The organism is Mesorhizobium sp. M4B.F.Ca.ET.143.01.1.1 (assembly GCF_004792275.1).
Classification (GTDB): domain Bacteria; phylum Pseudomonadota; class Alphaproteobacteria; order Rhizobiales; family Rhizobiaceae; genus Mesorhizobium; species Mesorhizobium abyssinicae.
This window is the reverse complement of record NZ_SRSR01000001.1, coordinates 418,495-437,469: the sequence shown is the minus strand read 5'-3', so window position 1 is coordinate 437,469 and position 18,975 is coordinate 418,495. Positions and strand designations below refer to the sequence as shown.

Genomic DNA, 18,975 nt, shown 5'->3' with positions numbered 1-18,975 from the left:
GGGAGCACAACCATGAACTGGAAGATCACGGCGACCGCCATCGGCTTGGCGCTGCTTGCGTCGACAGGCGCGGCCTTCGCCGATGGCGAGTTGAACATCTACAATTGGGGCAACTATACCAGCCCCGACGTCATCAAGAAGTTCGAACAGAAATACAACGTCAAGGTGACGATCACCGACTACGATTCGAACGACACGGCGCTGGCCAAGGTGCGCCAGGGCGGCACCGGCTTCGACATCGCGGTGCCCTCGCAGACCTACGTTCCGATCTGGATCAAGGAAGGTCTTCTGCTCGAGACCGATCCTGGAAAGATGGAGAACTTCAAGAATGTGGCGCCGGAATGGGCCAATCCCGATTTCGATCCAGGCCGCAAATACACGGTGCCGTGGGCCTGGGGCACGATCGGCGTGGTCGTCAACACCGATGCCTACAAGGGGCCGGCCAACACTTGGGGGATCGTCTTTAATACGCCGGACGAATTGAAGGGCAAGGTCAACGTCGTCCCCGAGATGGGCGACGTCATGTTCGCGGCCACCAAATATGTCGGGGGCCAGCAGTGCACGGACGACAAGGCGGTGCTGAAGAAGGTGCGCGACCTGCTCGTTGCCGCCAAGCCCAACTGGATCGCGATGGAATACAACACCATCGAGAAGATGGGCGCCGGCGATTTCAAGGCAACCAGCGACTGGAACGGTTCGGCGCTGCGCCAGCGGCTGGCGAATCCCGCCATCCACTACAATTATCCGAAGGAAGGCTTTGGCCTGTGGAGCGACAATGTCGCCGTTCTCAAGGAAGCGAAGAACGTCGAGAACGCCAAGCTGTTCCAGAACTTCATCATGGACCCGGAAAATGCCGCCGGGTTGTCGGCGTTCCACCGCTACGCCAATGCCATCACCGGTTCGGACAAATACATGCCGGCCGACATGAAGGATGCGCCCGAAGTGGTCATTCCCGAGGCAGACAAGGCGCATGCCGAGTTGCAGGTGATGTGCCCGCCCGAGGTCCAGGAACTCTACACCAAGATCTGGACCGAACTGCAGAAGTAGCCGCATCGCGACGGACCCGGCGGCAGGCCGCCGCCGGGTCCGTTTTCATGTCGTCGGGACATTGATCATGGATTCCTACCGCAACTCCGATCCGCGGCCGCCGATCATGCAGGGCTCGCCGCCGAAGCTGGTGCCACCGAAGCTCGATTGGGACAGAGGGCCATGGAACCGCTGGGCATTCCAGAATATCCGTGAAGTCCTGCCGACCGTCGAGGTCTGGCGTGGCAATGGTCATCGCCGCCGTTTCGAGCGCGTCGAGGTCGATCTCGACGACTTGCCGGTGGTGGACAGCACGGGATCTGCGACGACGCTCGCCGGGCTGCTCGACGAGACTTACACGGACGGCTTTCTCGTGCTCAAGGACGGCAAGATAGCCTATGAGCGCTATTTCAACGGTATGGACGAGCGCTCGCTGCATCTGTCGCAGTCGATGGCGAAGTCGGTCACCGGCTCGGTGTTCGGCATCCTCGCCGGGCGCGGCCTGATCGATCCGGCAAGGCCGGTGACCGCCTATCTCCCGGAACTCGGCGAGACCGCCTGGGCTGGCGCCAGCGTGCAGCAGGTGCTCGATATGACGACGGGCGTACGCTTCTCCGAGGAGTACACCAACCCCTATTCGGAGATCGGCCAGGTCGACGTCGCCAGCGGCTGGAAACCGGTGCCGCCTGGCAGCGATCCCGCCTTCCAGTGGCCGGCGCACATGTTCGAGCTGATCCTGCGGCTGAAGGACAAGGTCCGGCCGCATGGCGAGGCGTTCGAATACCGCTCGATCGAGACCGACGTGCTCGCCTTCATCATGGAGCGGGTGACCGGCAAGCGCCTGGCGCAACTGGTTTCCGAGGAACTCTGGCAAAAGCTTGGCGCTGATGAGAGCGCCTGCTTTAGCGTCGACAGCGCCGGCTATGCGCTGGCCGAGGGCGGCTTCAATGCGACGCTGCGCGATTATGGCCGGTTCGGCCAGCTGATCCTCGACAATGGCGGTGGCGTGGTGCCGGCCGACTGGATCGAAGCGACACGCAATGGCAGGCACGGTCCCGGCTTCAATCCCAGCCTGCCGGAAGGTAGCTACCGCAACCAGTTCTGGATCGAGGATCCGCGCTCGCGCGCGCTGATGTGCCGGGGCGTGTTCGGGCAGCTGATCCATATCGGCTGGGACAACCGGTTGGTCGTGGTGAAGCTGTCGACCTACCCGGATTTCGCCAACATTGCCTATTCGGTGGCGACGCTGAAGGCCGTGCACGCCATTGCCGCGGCGCTGGGCTGACCCACAAGCAAGCAGAAGAGATCGTCATGACCGGCAGGACCGCGTTCGAGACACAGTATGGCTTTGCCCGCAATGCGGTGCTGCTCTCCAACTGGCGCGAAAGCCCATTCAATCGCTGGTCGTTCCAGAATGTCGGCGAACTGGTGCCGAGCACGCCCTTCGCGGCGTCGGGCGGCGCAGAGGCGCCGGCGCAGGCGCTTGGCGGGCTGCTCGACGAAAAGGTCGCGCTGGCGGCCGAGCCGGAAACGGTCGCGGCTTTTCTCAAGCGCTCTGACACCGATGCGCTGACGGTCCTGAAGGGCGGCAGGCTGGTCGGCGACTGGTTCGCGCCGCATATGGAGTTCGGCGCGCGCCACATCATCTTCTCGATCAGCAAGTCCTTCACCGCCATCCTCGCCGGCATACTGGAAGGCGAGGGAGTGTTCGACCCGGACGCGCCTGTTGCCAGCTACATTCCCGAGGCCGAGGGGTCGGCCTATGGCGATGCGAGCTGCCGGCATGTGCTCGACATGACCGTCAGCCTCGATTTCGAGGAGGCCTATCTCGATCCCGAAAGCGCGTTTGCCCGCTACCGCCGCGCCACGCTGTGGAATCCGGGAGGCGGGTCCGAAAGCCTCAAGGCGTTCATCCTGAGTTTGCAGCGTCTCGGCGAGCCGCACGGCCAGACCTATCGCTACCGCTCGCCCAATTCCGATCTGCTCGGCATGCTGCTGGAGCGGGCGTCGGGCCAGCGCATCGGCGATCTCCTGCGCGCGAAATTGTGGCAGCCGCTCGGCGCGGCGAGCGAGGGCTCGATCGCCGTCGACATGGAAGGCACGGCGCGCACGGCCGGCGGCATTTCGGTGACGCCGCGCGACCTGGCGCGGGTCGGCGAGATGATGCGGGAGGGCGGCATGGCCAATGGCCGCCGCATCGTGCCGGAGGCCTGGGTGCGCGACACGGTTTCAACCGGCGGCAGCTTCGAGGCCTGGCAGCGCGGCACGATGGCCTTTCTCTTTCCCAAGGGCCGCTACCGCAACAAATGGTACCAGACCGGCGCCGACAGCGGCGCCTTCTGCGGCATCGGCATCCACGGCCAATGGCTCTACGTCAACCCGAAGGCCGAAGTGGTGATCGCCAAGATGTCGTCGCAGCCGGAGCCGGTCGATGACCGGCTCGATGTCGAGCTGGTCGCCTTCTTCGAGGCGCTGAGCCGCATGGTCTGAGCCGCCTCGGCGGGGCGGTTTCGTAACCGTTTTTCTGTGGAACCTCGCTACGGGGCCCGAACAGCGCGGTTGGCGAGGACGGCATCCAGGCCTATGGTCGCCGCTCTTTTCGACAGGGACCGGCATGGCATCCGACATCAAACGCATTGCAGCAATCATCGCGGCCGAGATCGGCGCGCGGCCCGAGCAGGCGGCGGCGGCGATCGGCCTCCTAGACGAGGGCGCGACGGTGCCCTTCGTGGCCCGCTACCGCAAGGAGGTCACCGGCGGGCTCGACGACACGCAATTGCGCGATTTGGCCGAGCGACTGGCCTATCTGCGCGAACTCGATGCGCGCCGCGAGACGATCCTCGGTTCCATCCGTGAACAGGGCAAGCTGACCGAGGAATTGCAGGCCAAGATCACTGCTGCCGCCACCAAGGCCGAGCTGGAAGACATCTACCTGCCCTACAAGCCGAAGCGGCGCACCAAGGCGGAGATCGCCAGGGAACGTGGGCTCGGGCCGCTGGCCGAGGCGATCCTTGCCGACCGTGCGGCGGTGCCCGCCGATCTCGCGCTCGCCTACATCACCGAAGAAGTGGCAGACGCAAAGGCCGCGCTCGAGGGCGCGCGCGACATTCTGTCGGAACAGTTCGCCGAGAATGCCGATCTGGTCGGCAAGCTGCGCGCCTATATGAAGGAGCGTGCCTTCCTGCGCGCCAGGGTCGTCGATGGCAAGCAGGAGGCGGGCGCCAAATTCTCCGACTATTTCGACCATGTCGAACGCTGGGCGAACGCAGCCAGCCACCGGGCGCTGGCCATGCTGCGCGGTCGCAACGAGGAGGTGCTGTCGCTCGACATCGAGGTCGATGCCGACGATCAATCGCCGGTGAAGCCGGTCGAGCGCATGATTGCCAATGCCTATGCGATCGGCGGCAGCCTGCCGGGCGACCGTTGGCTGATGGAGGTCGCCGGCTGGACCTGGCGCATCAAGCTGTCCTTGCATCTGACGCTCGACCTGATGCGCGACCTGCGCGAGCGGGCGGAGGAGGAGGCGATCCACGTCTTCGCGCGCAACTTGAAGGACCTGCTGCTCGCCGCGCCCGCCGGCTCGCGGCCGACGATGGGGCTCGATCCGGGCATCCGCACCGGCGTCAAGGTGGCGGTGGTCGATGGCACCGGCAAGCTGGTGGCGACGACGACGGTCTATCCGTTCCCGCCCAGGAACGACGTGCGCGGGGCGCAGGCCGAGCTCGCGGCGCTCATCCGCCAGCACAAGGTCGAGCTGATCTCGATCGGCAATGGCACCGGCAGCCGCGAGACCGAGAAACTGGTCGCTGACATGCTGTCGGACCTGCCAGCCGGTTCCGGCCCGAAGCCGCTCAAGGTGATCGTCAGCGAGGCGGGCGCTTCGGTCTATTCGGCCTCGGCGACGGCAGCGGCGGAATTCCCCGGCCTCGACGTGTCACTGCGCGGCGCCGTGTCGATCGCTCGCCGCTTGCAGGATCCGCTTGCCGAACTGGTCAAGATCGAGCCGAAGTCGATCGGCGTCGGCCAGTACCAGCACGATGTCGATCAGTACCGTCTTGGCCGTTCGTTGGAAGCAGTGGTCGAGGATGCTGTCAACGCCGTCGGCGTCGATCTCAACACGGCGTCGGCGCCGCTCTTGGCGCGGGTTTCGGGGCTTGGGCCGTCGCTTGCCGAAGCAATCGTTGCGCATCGCGATGCGACCGGGCCGTTTGCCAGCCGCAAGGACCTGCTCAAAGTGGCGCGGCTCGGACCGCGTGCCTTTGAACAGTCCGCCGGCTTCTTGCGCATTGCCAATGGCGCCGAGCCGCTCGATGCTTCCTCGGTGCATCCCGAAGCCTATGGCGTGGCGAAGAAGATCGTCGCCGCCTGCGGCCGCGACGTGCGCGCGTTGATGGGCGATAGTGCTGCGCTCAAGGCGCTCGATCCGCGTGTCTTCGTCGACGAGCGCTTCGGCCTGCCGACGGTGCGCGACATCCTGGCGGAGCTGGAAAAGCCCGGCCGCGATCCGCGTCCTGGTTTCAAGACGGCGACCTTTGCCGAGGGGGTTGACGACATCAAGGACCTGAAGCCGGGCATGCAGCTCGAAGGCACCGTCACCAATGTCGCTGCTTTCGGCGCCTTCGTCGACATCGGCGTGCATCAGGACGGGCTGGTCCACGTCTCGCAGCTGGCCGACCGCTTCATCAAGGATGCGCATGAGGTGGTGAAGGCGGGCGACGTGGTGAAGGTGCGCGTCGTCGACGTCGACATCAAGCGCAAGCGTATCGGCCTGTCGATGCGCAAGGATGGCGGCGAAGGTGGAGCGGCGCGCAGCGGCCAGCGTGACGGTGGCGGCAAGCCGGCGCCGCGCTCGCCAGCACCGCAACGCCAGCCGGAGCGGCCATCTCAGGGTGCGTTCGGCGCGGCGCTCGCCGAGGCGATGAAGCGCAAGTAGTTACCAGGCCAGGAAAGCCGGCTCCTTTTCAACCTGGCCCAGCAGCCAGTCGCGAAAACTGGCGACCGGTGGATGGCCGCGCTTGTCGTGCGGCACGACCAGATAGTAGGCGCTGCGGCTCTGCATCGGCTGGCCGGGCGCCGGCAGCAACTGGCCGCGCTGCAGTTCTCCGGCAATCAGGATTTCCGGCAGCAGCGCCACGCCGAGCCCCGCCATGCAGGCCTGGGCGACTGTGCCGAACTGCTCGAACTGCATGCCCGGCCCAGTCGGTGCGCTGAGACCCTGCTCCTCGAACCATTCGCTCCAGGCGCCAGGACGCGTCGCCATGTGCAGCAGCGGCAGGCGGCTGATATCGGCCGGCGAGGCGATGTCGCGGCTGGCCAGGAATTCGGGTGAAACCACCGGCATCACGGTTTCGCGCATCAGCAGCGTGCAGTCGGCATCCGGCCAGTCGGGCATGCCGTGATGGATTGCGGCATCCAGCCTCTCGCGGGCGAAGTCGAAGCGGCCGATGCGGGTGGCGAAGTTGATGGTGATGTCGGGGTGGCGGGCGACGAAATCCGGGATCAGTGGCATCAGCCAGCGTGTACCGAAGGTTGGCAGGATTGCCAGGTTCAGCGCGCCGCTATGTCGATTGCTCATCAATCCGAGAGCGGCGTCGCGCAATTGACCAAGTGCTGAGCGCACCGCTTCAGCATAGATCTCGCCCGCCGTCGACAGCCGGACATTGCGGCTGTCGCGCTCGAACAGCCGGCGTCCGAACTGCTCTTCCAGGAGGCCGATTTGCCGGCTGACGGCGCCTTGCGTCAGGTCGAGTTCGCGGGCGGCGGCGGTGAACGAGCCGAGCCGCGCCACCGCCTCGAAGGCGGCGAGGGCGGCTGTGTTGGGCAGGAGGCGGCGCTGGACGTTCATAATCCATTACTAACGCTCATTGATCCGTGATGCAATTTTGTTTGATTTTTTCCGTGCGGAGGTCGATAAGCCAGGCAATTCAAGATTTTGCCGGGAGAGTGAGGCCATGGCCGCCGAGAAGAATTCCTTCGTCTGGAACGATCCCTTCCTGATCGAGGACCAGCTTTCCGAGGATGAGCGCATGGTGCGCGACGGCGCGGCGGCCTTCGCGGCCGACAAGCTCGCGCCGCGCATCGAGGAGGCCTATCTCGACGAGCAGACCGATCCCTCGATCTTCCGTGAGATGGGCGAGGCGGGCCTGCTCGGCATCACCATTTCCGAGGAGTATGGCGGTCTCGGCGCCAATTACGTGACCTACGGCCTGGTGGCGCGCGAGGTGGAGCGCATCGATTCCGGCTACCGCTCGATGATGAGCGTGCAGTCGTCGCTGGTGATGTACCCTATCCATGCCTACGGATCGGAAGAACAGCGCAAGAAGTACCTGCCGAAGCTGGCCTCCGGCGAATGGATCGGCTGCTTCGGCCTCACCGAACCGGATGCAGGCTCCGACCCCGGCGGCATGAAGACGCGCGCCGAGAAAACGGCGAACGGCTACCGGCTTTCCGGCTCCAAGATGTGGATCTCCAACGCCCCGATCGCCGATGTCTTCGTCGTCTGGGCGAAGTCGGCCGCGCACGACAACCAGATCCGCGGCTTCGTGCTGGAGAAGGGCATGAAGGGGCTGTCGGCGCCGAAGATCGGCGGCAAGCTGTCGCTGCGCGCGTCGATCACCGGCGAGGTGGTGATGGAAGGCGTCGAGGTCGGCGAGGAGGCGCTGCTGCCCAATGTTTCTGGCCTGAAGGGGCCATTCGGCTGTCTCAACCGGGCGCGCTACGGCATCTCCTGGGGCGCGATGGGCGCGGCCGAGGATTGCTGGCACCGGGCGCGGCAGTACGGCCTCGACCGCAAGCAGTTCGGCAAGCCGCTCGCCGGCACGCAGCTCTTCCAGAAGAAGCTCGCCGACATGCAGACCGAGATCGCGCTCGGCCTGCAGGGCTCATTGCGCGTCGGGCGGCTGATGGACGAGGGCAAGATGGCGCCGGAGATGATCTCGATCGTCAAGCGCAACAATTGCGGCAAGGCGCTCGACATCGCCCGCCAGGCCCGCGACATGCATGGCGGCAACGGCATCCAGATCGGCTACCACGTCATGCGCCATGCGCAGAACCTGGAGACGGTCAATACCTATGAGGGCACGCATGACGTGCATGCGCTGATCCTCGGACGGGCGCAGACAAGCATCCAGGCGTTTTTCTAGCTTTCATGAGTTCATGCGCTTGCCACCCAGAGCTCGCACGCACGGATCGTTCCTGACCGACTCCATCAAGCACGGCCGGAACGCGCGATCGTCGGCGTGGCTGTCGCAATCGGCTTGCGCGTGGGCTCGACCTATAGCAAAGATGTGGGGCTTGGGGGCCCCGACATGGATGACAAGCAGCACTTTGCGGTACTCGATGGTCTTCGAGGTGTCGCTGCTTTGGTTGTCCTATTTTTCCATACGGTCCAGCACCATGACCTTCAGAAGCTCCCTCAAGCCGGTTTAGCTGTCGATTTTTTTTATATTCTGAGCGGCTTTGTCATCGCCTACGCGTATGAAAAGCGCCTGGAATCTTCAATGAATTTTTCTCAATTCATGCGGATAAGAATTATTCGACTTTACCCATTGCTCTTCGTCGGAGTGATGTCGGGTTTATTGCTATTGATTCTCTCCCATTTTATCCAAGGCCGACCCGATTTGAGAGATGTATTCTTGGTCGGGTTGCTCGCAATTTTGCTTTTGCCGAGCTACGTCTTTCCGCAGTGGGCGACGGCCTACCCGCTCAATATGGCTGGGTGGTCTCTAACATTCGAGTTTTATGTAAATATCGTCTACGCGCTGATAGTGCGGTATCTTTCAACTAGACGCCTTGTTATTGTTGTGGTTTTGAGTCTAATTGCTCTTATTTGGCTTGCGCTGAAGAATAATATGATATCAGGCGGCAACGATCAAGATAACTGGATTTATGGTTTTATCAGGGTGATGTTTCCGTTCTTCTGTGGAGTCCTCCTGTACCGCCTGAGGCCTGAAAGTCACCTTTCGAATATATCTGCACTGGCGGCAAATCTCTTTCTTGCAATTTTGTTGCTATCAGATTTTGGACGGTCGTGGCTAATCGATCTCGTATATGTTGTATGCATATTGCCGGCAGTGGTATATTTTGGATCATCGTTATTAGTAGATGGTAAGACGCTTTCCCGCTTCCTTCTTATGGGAAGATTGTCTTATCCCGTCTATATCTTGCAGGATCCGATTATTCGCTTTTTCGCAGAAGTCAATTCTCGAATTCACGCTTCCTTTGAGATGGCGCTCGCAATTGATTTTCTGCAAATCCTGACGGTGATCGTGGCTTCCTACCTTGCTTTGAAGTACTTCGACGAGCCGGTCCGAGCGTGGTTGACAGCACGCTCCAGACGACGATTGAAGCCGGTGGCGACGACCTGACCCGCATAACCGTTGCAGACGATATGGATCATCGTCTGGACCGCGCGCTCGCAGGCGCCTTACGGCAATTCCAACGTTGGGAGACCCGCCTGCTGCAAGGCAGGCTAGCATCGCCATAACTCGCCAACTTAAGGTTGGTCGACTATTCATGTGCAGCGCAACATCTCTGCTTGGAGAATGGCCTGCATTTGTGTCAGGGTTCGGCGAATTGAAACGCCGAACTCAGGGGCCCCATGGCAATTCTGGCAGCCGTCCACCACCTGACCCACTACAGATACGACCGTCCGGTGGTTCTCGGGCCCCAGGTCATCCGGCTGCAGCCGGCGCCGCATTCGCGCACCAAGGTGCTCAGCCACTCGCTGAAGGTCGAGCCGAAGAACCATTTCGTCAACCTGCAGCAGGACCCCTACGGCAACTTCCTCGCGCGCTTCGTCTTCCCAGAGCCGGTGACCGAACTCAAGATCGAGGTCGATCTCGTCGCCGACATGACGGTCTACAATCCATTCGATTTCTTCGTCGAGGAATCGGCCGAGAATTTCCCGTTCGAGTATCCGGAAGAGATCAGGGAAGACCTCGCCATCTACCGGACGCCGGAGCCGGCTGGACCGCTGCTCTCGGCTTTCCTGGAGACCATCGACCGCGGCTCCAGGAACACCGTCAATTTCCTGGTCGACATCAATGCGCGGCTGCAGCGCGAGATCGCCTATATCGTGCGCATGGAGACGGGCGTCTTCTCGCCGGAGGAGACGCTCGCCGCCGCCAAGGGGTCGTGCCGGGATTCGAGCTGGCTGCTGGTGCAGATCCTGCGCAATCTCGGCATCGCCGCGCGCTTCGTCTCCGGCTACCTGATCCAGCTCAAGCCCGATCTGGTCTCGCTCGACGGGCCGCCCGGCACCGCGGTCGACTTCACCGACCTGCACGCCTGGTGCGAGGTCTATATCCCCGGCGCCGGCTGGATCGGTTTCGATCCGACCTCGGGCCTGCTCACCGGCGAAAGCCACGTGCCGCTGGCCGCCACCCCGCATTTCCGCAATGCCGCGCCGATTTCCGGCATGGCGAGCTTCGCCAATGTCGATTTCGGCTTCGACATGCGGGTCGACCGCATCGCCGAGCATCCGCGCATCACCAAGCCGTTCTCCGACGAAAGCTGGCAGGCGCTCGACGCCCTGGGAAACAAGGTGGACGCGGCGCTGAAGGAAGGCGACGTGCGGCTCACCATGGGCGGCGAGCCGACCTTCGTGTCGATCGACGATTTCGAATCCGCCGAGTGGAACACCGCCGCCGTTGGTCCGACCAAACGCGGCAAGGCGGACGAGTTGATCCGCCGTCTGCGCGAGCGTTTCGCTCCGGGCGGTTTTCTCCACTATGGCCAGGGCAAATGGTATCCGGGCGAGAGCCTGCCGCGTTGGACCTTCTCGCTGTATTGGCGCACCGATGGTCAGCCGGTGTGGAGCGACCCGGCGCTGATCGCGCGCGAAAAGAGCAGCGTCGCGGTGGGTCCCGAACAGGCGCAAAGCCTGCTGACGGCGATCGCCGGCGAGCTCGGCATCGACGAGGCGATGGTCAGCGAGGCCTATGAGGACCCGGCCGAGTGGCTGCTCAAGGAAGGCAAGCTGCCGGACAATGTCGATCCCTCCAATTCCAAGCTCGAGGATCCGGAAGAGCGCAGCCGCATGGCGCGCGTGTTCGAGCGCGGGCTGACCAAGCCGTCGGGTTATGTGCTGCCGGTCCAGCGCTGGAACAGCCAGGCTGCCGGCCAGCGCTGGCGCTCGGAGAAATGGAAGACCAGGCGCGGCCGGCTGTTCCTGGTTCCCGGCGATTCACCGGTCGGCTATCGGTTGCCGCTCGGCACACTGCCCTATGTGCCGCCGGCGCAATTCCCCTACATCGTCCCGGTCGATCCGTCGCTGCCGCGCGGCCCGCTGCCGGCGCGCGAGGCTATCCTGCGGGGAGCCGCTCCGGCGGAGCTTGAAGGCGCCGACGAAATGGCGCGCCGCCAGCAGGCGGTGTCCTTCACTGCGGTGGCCGGCCAGCAGGACCGTGTCGAGCAGGAGATCACCGAGATCGGCGGTGCCGTGCGCACAGCGCTCACCGTCGAGCCGCGCGACGGGCGGCTCTGCGTGTTCATGCCGCCGGTCGAGGCGCTGGAAGACTATCTCGAACTGGTGGCGGCGGCCGAAAATGCGGCAAAGACCATCGGCCTGCCGGTGCATATCGAGGGCTACGGCCCGCCGCACGATCCGCGCCTTAACGTCATCCGTGTCGCGCCCGATCCCGGCGTCATCGAGGTCAACATCCATCCCGCCGCCAACTGGCAGGACTGTGTGGCGACGACGACCGCGATCTACGAGGAGGCGCGGCAGTCGCGGCTCGGCACCGACAAGTTCATGATCGACGGCCGCCACACCGGCACCGGCGGCGGCAACCATGTCGTGGTCGGCGGCGCGACGCCCAACGACAGTCCGTTCCTGCGCCGGCCGGATCTCTTGAAGAGCCTGGTGCTGCAATGGCAGCGGCACCCATCGCTGTCCTACCTGTTCTCCGGCCTGTTCATCGGACCGACCAGCCAGGCGCCGCGCTTCGACGAGGCGCGCCACGATTCGCTCTATGAGCTCGAGATCGCGATGGCGCAGGTGCCGCATCCGGACAAGGGCGAAGCACCCTTGCCGTGGCTTGTCGACCGGCTGTTCCGCAACCTGCTCACCGACGTGACCGGCAACACCCACCGTTCGGAAATCTGCATCGACAAATTGTTCTCGCCCGACGGCCCCACCGGCCGGCTCGGCCTGGTCGAGTTCCGCGGCTTCGAGATGCCGCCCAATGCGCGCATGAGCCTGGCGCAGCAATTGCTCGTGCGCGCCATCATCGCCCGTGCGTGGAAGAACCCGCTCGACGGCCGCTTCGTGCGCTGGGGCACCTCGCTGCACGACCGCTTCATGCTGCCGCATCATGTTTGGGCGGATTTCCTCGACGTGCTGGAGGACCTCAAGCTCAACGGCTTCGAATTCCGTCCCGAATGGTTCGCCGCGCAGCTCGAATTCCGTTTCCCGTATTGCGGCGAGGTCGAGCATGCGGGGGTCAAGCTGGAACTCAGGCAGGCGCTGGAGCCGTGGCATGTGATGGGCGAGCAGGGCGCGATCGGCGGCACCGTGCGCTTCGTCGATTCCTCGGTCGAGCGGCTGCAGGTGAAGACCGAGGGCCTCAATCCGGAGCGTCACGCCATCGTATGCAACGGTCGCGTCGTGCCGATGAAGGTGACGGCCAACCGCGAGGTCGCGGTCGCGGGCGTGCGCTTCAAGGCCTGGCAGCCGGCTTCCGGCCTGCATCCGGCGCTGCCGGTCAACACGCCGCTGGTCTTCGACATCTACGACCGCTGGTCGGGCCGGGCGGTGGGCGGCTGCGTCTACCATGTCGCCCATCCCGGCGGGCGCAATTACGACACCTTTCCGGTCAATGGCAACGAGGCGGAGGCGCGGCGGCTTGCCCGCTTCGAGCCGCGCGGCCATACACCGTCCGGCTATGTGCTGCACAATGAAGAAGCCTCTGAAGATTTCCCGATGACCCTTGACCTCAGGCGGCCCCCGAGACTCTGATCGGCGATGGCGAAGGGGAATCAGAAGAAGATAGGCGGCAAGCCGCTGACGCACAGTCTGCTGGAGCACTACCAGCCGATCGACGGTGTCGTCGACGAGATGGTCGACGCCTCGGGCAATCCGCGCCCGGCCTGGCGCGCCTTCCTCGAGGCGCTGGAGGATCTCGGTCCTGAAAAGCTGGCCCGGCGCTTTGCCCGCGCCGACCAGTATCTGCGCGACGCCGGCGTCTACTACCGGGTCTACGACAAGGCCGGCGCCAATGAGCGCGAATGGCCGCTGGCGCATGTCCCGCTGCTGATCGAGGAACAGGAATGGGCGGCGATCAGCGCCGGCCTCGTGCAGCGAGCCGACCTGTTCGAGGAGACGCTGGCCGACATTTACGGACCGAACCTGCTGATCGAGAAGGGCATCCTGCCGGCCGGCCTGATCGCCGCCAGCCCAGAATATTTGCGGCCCGTCGTCGGCACGAAACCGGCCAGCGGCCATTTCCTCCACATGATCGCCTTCGAGCTCGGCCGCGGGCCCGACGGCCGCTGGTGGGTGCTGGGCGACCGCACGCAGGCGCCGTCAGGCGCAGGCTTCGCCCTGGAGAACCGCGTCGCCACCACGCGCGCGCTGTCCGACATCTATGGCGAAATGCATGTGCATCGGCTGGCCGGCTTCTTCCGCCGCTTCCGCGACGCGCTGATCGGCATGGCCAACGACACTGGCGGCCGCGTCGCCATCCTGACGCCGGGGCCGCTCAACGAGACCTATTACGAGCACGCCTATATCGCGCGCTATCTCGGCATCATGCTGCTCGAAGGCGAGGACCTGACCGTCTCGGGCGGCAAGCTGATGGTGCGCACCGTTTCGGGGCTGAAGCCTGTCGGCGTGCTGTGGCGGCGGCTGGATGCCGCCTTCGCCGATCCGCTGGAGCTGAGGCCGGATTCGCAGATCGGCACGCCAGGCCTGGTCGAGGCGATCCGCCGGGGTACGGTCTCGGCCGTCAATGCGCTCGGCTCGGGGCTGATGGAAACGCGGGCGCTGCTTTCCTTCCTGCCGAGGATCTCGCGGGAATTGCGGGGCGAGGAATTGCTGCTGCCGAGCGTCGCCACCTGGTGGTGCGGGCAGGACAGCGAGCGCGAGCACGTGCTTGCCAACCTCGACCGCATGGTGGTCGGTCCGGCGCTGTCGACACGGCTTGCCTTCGAGGACGACGATGCGACCAGGCTCGGCTCGACGCTGTCCGATGCCGAACGGGCCGAACTGGTGGCGCGGATCAAGGACGGCGGCGGCGACTTCGTCGGCCAGGAAGCGGTGACGCTTTCGACCACGCCCGTCTATATCGGTGGCTGGCTGGAGCCGCGGCCGGCAAGCCTGCGCGTCTATCTGGCGCGCACGCCGGATGGCTGGACAGTGATGCCCGGCGGTTTTGCACGGGTCGGCTTCTCGCAAGACGCGACGGCCATCGCCATGCAGCGCGGCGGCCAGGCGGCGGATGTGTGGGTGGTCAGCGACCGGCCGGTGGAGCGCGAGACGCTGCTGCCGCAGGAGCACGACAGCTTCACCCGCTCGATGCCTGGCAGCCTGCCCAGCCGCGCCGCGGAGAACCTGACATGGCTCGGCCGCTACATCGAGCGCTCGGAAGACACGGCGCGGGTGCTGCGCGCCTATCATGTGCGGCTGGCGGAGACCTCCGACCCCGAAACGCCGCTGCTCGCCGACATCAGGGACTATCTCGAACCGTTCGGCATCGACGTCGAAACGGCGATCCCGCTCGGGCTGATCAGCACGCTGGACAGCGCCGTCTACAGCGCCGGGCAGATCCGCGACCGTTTCTCGCCCGACGGCTGGCTGGCGCTGAAGGATCTGTCGAAGACGATCCATCAATTCGCCAAAACCGTCGCGCCGGGCGACGACGCGACGCGGGCGATGACGGTGATCCTGCGCAAGCTTGCCGGGTTCTCCGGCCTGCTGCATGAGAACATGTACCGCTTCACCGGCTGGCGCTTCCTCGAAATCGGCCGGCGGCTGGAGCGCGGCATCCAGATCGCCCGCATGCTCGCCCGGCTGACCAGGAAAGGCGCGCCGGACGGCGCGCTCGACATGATGCTGGAGATCGGCGACAGCGTCATGACCCATCGCCGGCAATATCCGGTGCAGGCTGGGCGGCGCACGGTGATCGACCTGCTGGCGCTCGACCCGCTCAACCCGCGCTCGATCCTGTTCCAGCTCGAACGATTGAAGGCGGAGATCGGCATGCTGCCTTCCGTTGGCGCCGAAGGACATATGTCGCCGGCTGCTAAGGAAATCCTGCAGCTCAACACGGCGATCGCCGTCATGGAGCCGTCGGACATGACGGCGCAAGTCATCGACGATCTCGCCAGCGAGATCGGCGGCCTCTACAACAGCCTCGCCAAGGCCTATTTCGGATAGGGCATGCTCTACGACATCAGGCTTCATCTGAGCTACGACTATGACGCCGCGGCCGGTGGCGGCCGGCATCAGGTTCGCGTGCTGCCGCCGACGATCGCGGGCGTGCAGCGGGTGGTCGCCGCCTCGCTGTCCTTCACGCCGGCGCCGGGCGAGCGCTCTGATTTCACCGACTTCTTCGGCAACAACGTCACCTCGCTCGCCTTTCGCGACGCCCATGACGCGCTCGACATCAGGATGAGCGCGCGCGTGTCGGTATCGCGCCCCGAGCCCGGGCTCGACGTTTCGCCCAACCTCCAGCGGCTGCGGGAGGAACTCGGCGGCGTGCGGTCGCTGGCGCCGGATTCGCCGCATCACTTCCTCGCCGCCAGCGATCATGCCGGCATCGATGCCGCGATCACCGCCTATGCGAAAGACAGCGTCGCAGGTTCGACGGTCGCCACGGTCATGGATCTGTGCAACCGCATCCAGCGCGACTTCACCTATGACGGCAAGGCAACCACCGTGCAGACCCGCGCCAGCGATGCTTTCGCCCTGAAACGCGGCGTCTGCCAGGATTTTTCGCACATCATGATCGCCGGCCTGCGCGGCCTCGGCATTCCCGCCGGCTATGTCAGCGGCTTCCTGCGCACCATACCGCCGAAGGGCAAGCCCCGGCTCGAGGGCGCCGATGCCATGCATGCCTGGGTCAAGGCGTGGTGCGGGCGCGACGCCGGCTGGCAGGAATTCGACCCGACGAACGGCATGCGGGCGAGCAATGACCACATCACCGTGGGCTACGGGCGGGACTATTCCGATGTGGCGCCGATCGTCGGCGTCCTGAAAACAACGGGCGGCCAGGCGGCCGAGCAAGCGGTCGACGTCATCCCGGTCATGCTCGAGAAGGTTTGAGATGCAAGCCTTTCCGGGGTTCCCGGGGGGCGTAAAGACTGCTTCTCAAATCCGGACGCTGCCGTTATCTTGCGCTTCGGGGCGGTAGGGCCGGTTGCGCAACATGCACCGGCGGAGTTTCCATTTGAGAGCGGTCAGCGTCATCATTCCGGCACACAATGCGGCGGCGACCATAGCGAGGACGCTGGCATCGCTGCGTCCAGAGGCTGATGTCATCGGTGAAGTGCTGCTGGTCGATGATTCTTCGTCGGACGACACAGCAAGCGTTGCCGAACATGCCGCTTCGCGGTGCGCGTTGCCGTTGCGCGTGATCCAGTCCAATTGCAGGGACGCGGGCGGAGCCCGCAATCTCGCTTTGGCGCAGGCGAACTACCCCTGGATCTACATGATCGATGCCGACGATCTGCATCTGGACGGCGGGCTGCGGTCATTGCTTTCCCGGACCGATATGCAGACGAGGGCCGATATGGTGGTCGGCGCCTTTCGCAGACGAACCGACGGCGTCGACCGGCAGATCAAGTTGCCTGTAGGTTATACGGCCGCCAGCACCGCCAATGCCTCGGCCTATATCCAGGGGCATGTACGCTCGATTGCCGTCGGAAGCGCGCTGGTGTCCCGGCGCGCGATCGATGAGACGCGATTCCCGACCGGGCTCGCCTATGACGAGGACACGTTGTTCTGGGCCAAGGTGCTCAGCACCGCCCGGCTTGCCGTCATCACGCAACCCGTCATGACCTATTTCGTTTCGGCGGAACGCTCCGACGATCGCTTCACGGTCAAGCCGGCGAAGCGCTTCCTCGAATGGCGGCAGGCGTTGCACGGGCTCGCCGATTGCGGGATCGCGAAGTCGGCGCTGAAGGTCAGGGAAGGCCTCGTCGCCCTGAAGATCGCGCGTGTCCACTATGCGCGCGGTGATCTGGATACGGCGGCCCGGTTCCTGGCCGTGGCCAGGGCGGCGCCGAAGGTGCCGTCGGACACCTGGCGTTGCATGCGATACCAGTTCAAGCTTGCGGCGCGGCGCCGCTTTTCTGTGCCGCGCATCCAGTTGCAAAGCGCTTGATGGCCGGGAGACCGGAACTCGCAGTCGTGGTGATTGGTTTGCGGGCGCCCGCCGAACTGGTCGCCGCGGTGCGGTCGGTGCTCGATCAGAACATCCCGCTCGAGATCGTCATCGTGAATTCGGGCGGTGGCAATGCCCAGGCACTTGTCGACAATGCCGGTCTCAACGTGAGGGTCGTCGAGGTCGAGCAGCGACTGTTTGCCGGCGGCGCGCGAAATCTAGGCATCGCGGCGACGCAGGCCCCGTTCGTCGCCTTCCTCGCCGGTGATTGTCTGGCCTGCCCGCGCTGGGCTGAAGTGCGCCTGCACCATCACCGGCAAGGGGCCGCGACCGTGGCAAGCGCCATCCTCAACAGCCATCCGCGCAATCTGGTGGCGTGCGCGGCGCACCTCGTGACGTACATGCGGCGTTTGCCCGGCCTCCCCGCCGAGAAGGCACTGCGCTACGGCGTCTCCTTCGACCGAAAGCTGTTCGATCTGTACGGGCTGTTCGACGAGCGCATGGCGTTGGGGGAAGACACCGATTTCATGGCCAGGCTGCCCGAGGCGATGCAGCCGGTCTGGGATCCGCAGGTCCTCACCATCCATCGCAACGAGACAAGCCTGTTCCGCCTGCTTGCCGACCAGTACCGCCGCGGCCGCCGCCTTGGCGGCTATTTGAGGACCGTCGAAGGCGAGAAGCCCCTGAGGCCATTTCGAAGGATTTTCCGGGACCGCCGCAACGTGAGCAAGCTGGCCAAGGAAGGGCTGTCCGGAAGGGACAGGACTTTTGCGATGCTTTCGCTGCCAATCGTGTGGCTGGCGCTGTTCGCCAAATCGCTGGGGTCTGCCATCGGCGCCAGATATGGCGAGAAGGGCCGGCGCCAATGATCACGGTCGAGATAAGGCCGCCACGCCGGCGGCGCGGTCGGTGGTTCGGGACGCGACGGAGGATCGTCGCGGTGTTCAGCTATCGCTACGACGCGCATCTGGTGCCGGGCCTGATCGCGAACCTCGACCCGATCGTGGACGGCTGGATCGCATATGACGATCGTGGTTCGGACGCGGTGTTCAGCAGCGAGCCGGCGAGGCGGCGTGCCCTGCTGAGCGCGGCCTTCGAGGCCGGCGCCGATTGGATCCTGGCAATGGACCCCGACGAGAGGTTGGAAAACGCGGTCGCCGATCAAATTGGCCAACTGACCAGCCGGTCGCGGCGCATCGCCTGGGGATTCCGGACGCTGGAAATGTACACGCCGGACAGCTACCGCGTCGACGGGCCCTGGGGGCAGAAGATGCAGCACAGGCTGTTCAGCGCCTACCATCCGGATCGCTATCGATCGACGGATTTGCATGGCGCCTGGTTCCACGAAGACCTCCGCCTCAAGCTCAGGGACAGCGGTCTCAACCTTTATCATCTGAAGATGATCGAGCCGAAGCGGCGCGCGGCACGGCGCGACCTCTACAATCATCTCGATCCGGATCGCCGGCTGCAGGACATCGGCTATGACTATCTGGCGGATGACTCCGGAGCGGTTTTCGAAACCATACCGCCCGGGCGAGGCTACTTTCCGGTCCATAGCGACGACGGCGGGCTGTGGATGGCGGACGTGTCGGACATCCGGCCGGCGTGAGCCCCAAAAGGCATC

The 18,975-nt window shown here is 64.6% G+C and carries 13 protein-coding genes; 12 read left to right on the top strand and 1 reads right to left on the bottom strand.

Annotation, left to right across the window (positions count from 1 at the left end; all coding sequences use genetic code 11):
• Nucleotides 1-12 precede the first annotated feature (12 nt).
• From EN786_RS02050 to EN786_RS02035, 4 genes are all read left to right on the top strand, one after another.
• On the top strand, nucleotides 13-1,047 hold the full coding sequence (locus EN786_RS02050) for an extracellular solute-binding protein (RefSeq protein WP_127283889.1): 1,035 nt from the start codon (nucleotides 13-15) through the stop codon (nucleotides 1,045-1,047).
• A gap of 67 nt (nucleotides 1,048-1,114) precedes the next feature.
• Entirely contained in the window at nucleotides 1,115-2,311 is a 1,197-nt protein-coding gene (locus EN786_RS02045; protein WP_127311461.1) for a serine hydrolase, read from the top strand.
• A 26-nt stretch (nucleotides 2,312-2,337) separates the two neighbouring features.
• Nucleotides 2,338-3,516, top strand: a complete 1,179-nt coding sequence (locus EN786_RS02040) for a serine hydrolase (RefSeq protein WP_127311460.1) — start codon at nucleotides 2,338-2,340, stop codon at nucleotides 3,514-3,516.
• 124 nt (nucleotides 3,517-3,640) lie between these two features.
• Nucleotides 3,641-5,959 (top strand): Tex family protein, encoded by a 2,319-nt coding sequence (locus tag EN786_RS02035; RefSeq protein WP_135907939.1) that lies wholly within the window; start codon nucleotides 3,641-3,643, stop codon nucleotides 5,957-5,959.
• On the opposite strand, the gene EN786_RS02030 is transcribed toward EN786_RS02035, so the two are convergent.
• Nucleotides 5,960-6,871: a LysR family transcriptional regulator gene (locus EN786_RS02030; protein ID WP_127310964.1), complete on the bottom strand. Its 912-nt coding sequence runs from the start codon at nucleotides 6,869-6,871 to the stop codon at nucleotides 5,960-5,962.
• Nucleotides 6,872-6,977: 106 nt separating this feature from the next.
• Between EN786_RS02030 and EN786_RS02025 the strand changes: the two genes are divergently transcribed.
• The 8 genes from EN786_RS02025 to EN786_RS01990 all read left to right on the top strand — a co-directional run bounded on the left by EN786_RS02025 (nucleotide 6,978) and on the right by EN786_RS01990 (nucleotide 18,960).
• Nucleotides 6,978-8,168 carry an acyl-CoA dehydrogenase gene (locus tag EN786_RS02025; RefSeq protein ID WP_127310963.1) on the top strand — a complete coding sequence of 397 codons (1,191 nt, stop codon included), beginning with the start codon at nucleotides 6,978-6,980 and terminating at the stop codon, nucleotides 8,166-8,168.
• A gap of 96 nt (nucleotides 8,169-8,264) precedes the next feature.
• Nucleotides 8,265-9,392 carry an acyltransferase gene (locus EN786_RS02020; protein ID WP_127310962.1) on the top strand — a complete coding sequence of 376 codons (1,128 nt, stop codon included), beginning with the start codon at nucleotides 8,265-8,267 and terminating at the stop codon, nucleotides 9,390-9,392.
• A gap of 233 nt (nucleotides 9,393-9,625) precedes the next feature.
• The gene (locus tag EN786_RS02015; RefSeq protein WP_127310961.1) at nucleotides 9,626-12,985 is read left to right on the top strand and encodes a transglutaminase family protein; all 3,360 of its coding nucleotides are present in this window, start codon (nucleotides 9,626-9,628) and stop codon (nucleotides 12,983-12,985) included.
• A gap of 6 nt (nucleotides 12,986-12,991) precedes the next feature.
• Nucleotides 12,992-15,403 (top strand): circularly permuted type 2 ATP-grasp protein, encoded by a 2,412-nt coding sequence (locus tag EN786_RS02010; protein ID WP_127286412.1) that lies wholly within the window; start codon nucleotides 12,992-12,994, stop codon nucleotides 15,401-15,403.
• Nucleotides 15,404-15,406: 3 nt separating this feature from the next.
• A complete protein-coding gene (locus EN786_RS02005; RefSeq protein ID WP_127286413.1) occupies nucleotides 15,407-16,291 on the top strand; it encodes a transglutaminase family protein in 885 nt (294 codons plus the stop codon).
• A 103-nt stretch (nucleotides 16,292-16,394) separates the two neighbouring features.
• The gene (locus tag EN786_RS02000; RefSeq protein WP_245518493.1) at nucleotides 16,395-17,351 is read left to right on the top strand and encodes a glycosyltransferase family 2 protein; all 957 of its coding nucleotides are present in this window, start codon (nucleotides 16,395-16,397) and stop codon (nucleotides 17,349-17,351) included.
• On the top strand, nucleotides 17,351-18,220 hold the full coding sequence (locus tag EN786_RS01995) for a glycosyltransferase family A protein (RefSeq protein WP_127286415.1): 870 nt from the start codon (nucleotides 17,351-17,353) through the stop codon (nucleotides 18,218-18,220). Before EN786_RS02000 ends, EN786_RS01995 begins: the two co-directional genes overlap by 1 nt.
• A gap of 71 nt (nucleotides 18,221-18,291) precedes the next feature.
• On the top strand, nucleotides 18,292-18,960 hold the full coding sequence (locus tag EN786_RS01990) for a hypothetical protein (protein WP_127308854.1): 669 nt from the start codon (nucleotides 18,292-18,294) through the stop codon (nucleotides 18,958-18,960).
• The last annotated feature ends 15 nt before the right edge of the window (nucleotides 18,961-18,975 follow it).

Excerpts from the sequence above, each read along its gene's own strand:
- EN786_RS02050 (WP_127283889.1), top strand. The coding sequence starts at position 13 with ATGAACTGGAAGATCACGGCGACCGCCATCGGCTTGGCGCTGCTTGCG.
- EN786_RS02045 (WP_127311461.1), top strand. The coding sequence starts at position 1,115 with ATGGATTCCTACCGCAACTCCGATCCGCGGCCGCCGATCATGCAGGGC.
- EN786_RS02040 (WP_127311460.1), top strand. The coding sequence starts at position 2,338 with ATGACCGGCAGGACCGCGTTCGAGACACAGTATGGCTTTGCCCGCAAT.
- EN786_RS02035 (WP_135907939.1), top strand. The coding sequence starts at position 3,641 with ATGGCATCCGACATCAAACGCATTGCAGCAATCATCGCGGCCGAGATC.
- EN786_RS02030 (WP_127310964.1), bottom strand. The coding sequence starts at position 6,871 with ATGAACGTCCAGCGCCGCCTCCTGCCCAACACAGCCGCCCTCGCCGCC.
- EN786_RS02025 (WP_127310963.1), top strand. The coding sequence starts at position 6,978 with ATGGCCGCCGAGAAGAATTCCTTCGTCTGGAACGATCCCTTCCTGATC.
- EN786_RS02015 (WP_127310961.1), top strand. The coding sequence starts at position 9,626 with ATGGCAATTCTGGCAGCCGTCCACCACCTGACCCACTACAGATACGAC.
- EN786_RS02010 (WP_127286412.1), top strand. The coding sequence starts at position 12,992 with ATGGCGAAGGGGAATCAGAAGAAGATAGGCGGCAAGCCGCTGACGCAC.
- EN786_RS02005 (WP_127286413.1), top strand. The coding sequence starts at position 15,407 with ATGCTCTACGACATCAGGCTTCATCTGAGCTACGACTATGACGCCGCG.
- EN786_RS02000 (WP_245518493.1), top strand. The coding sequence starts at position 16,395 with ATGCACCGGCGGAGTTTCCATTTGAGAGCGGTCAGCGTCATCATTCCG.
- EN786_RS01995 (WP_127286415.1), top strand. The coding sequence starts at position 17,351 with ATGGCCGGGAGACCGGAACTCGCAGTCGTGGTGATTGGTTTGCGGGCG.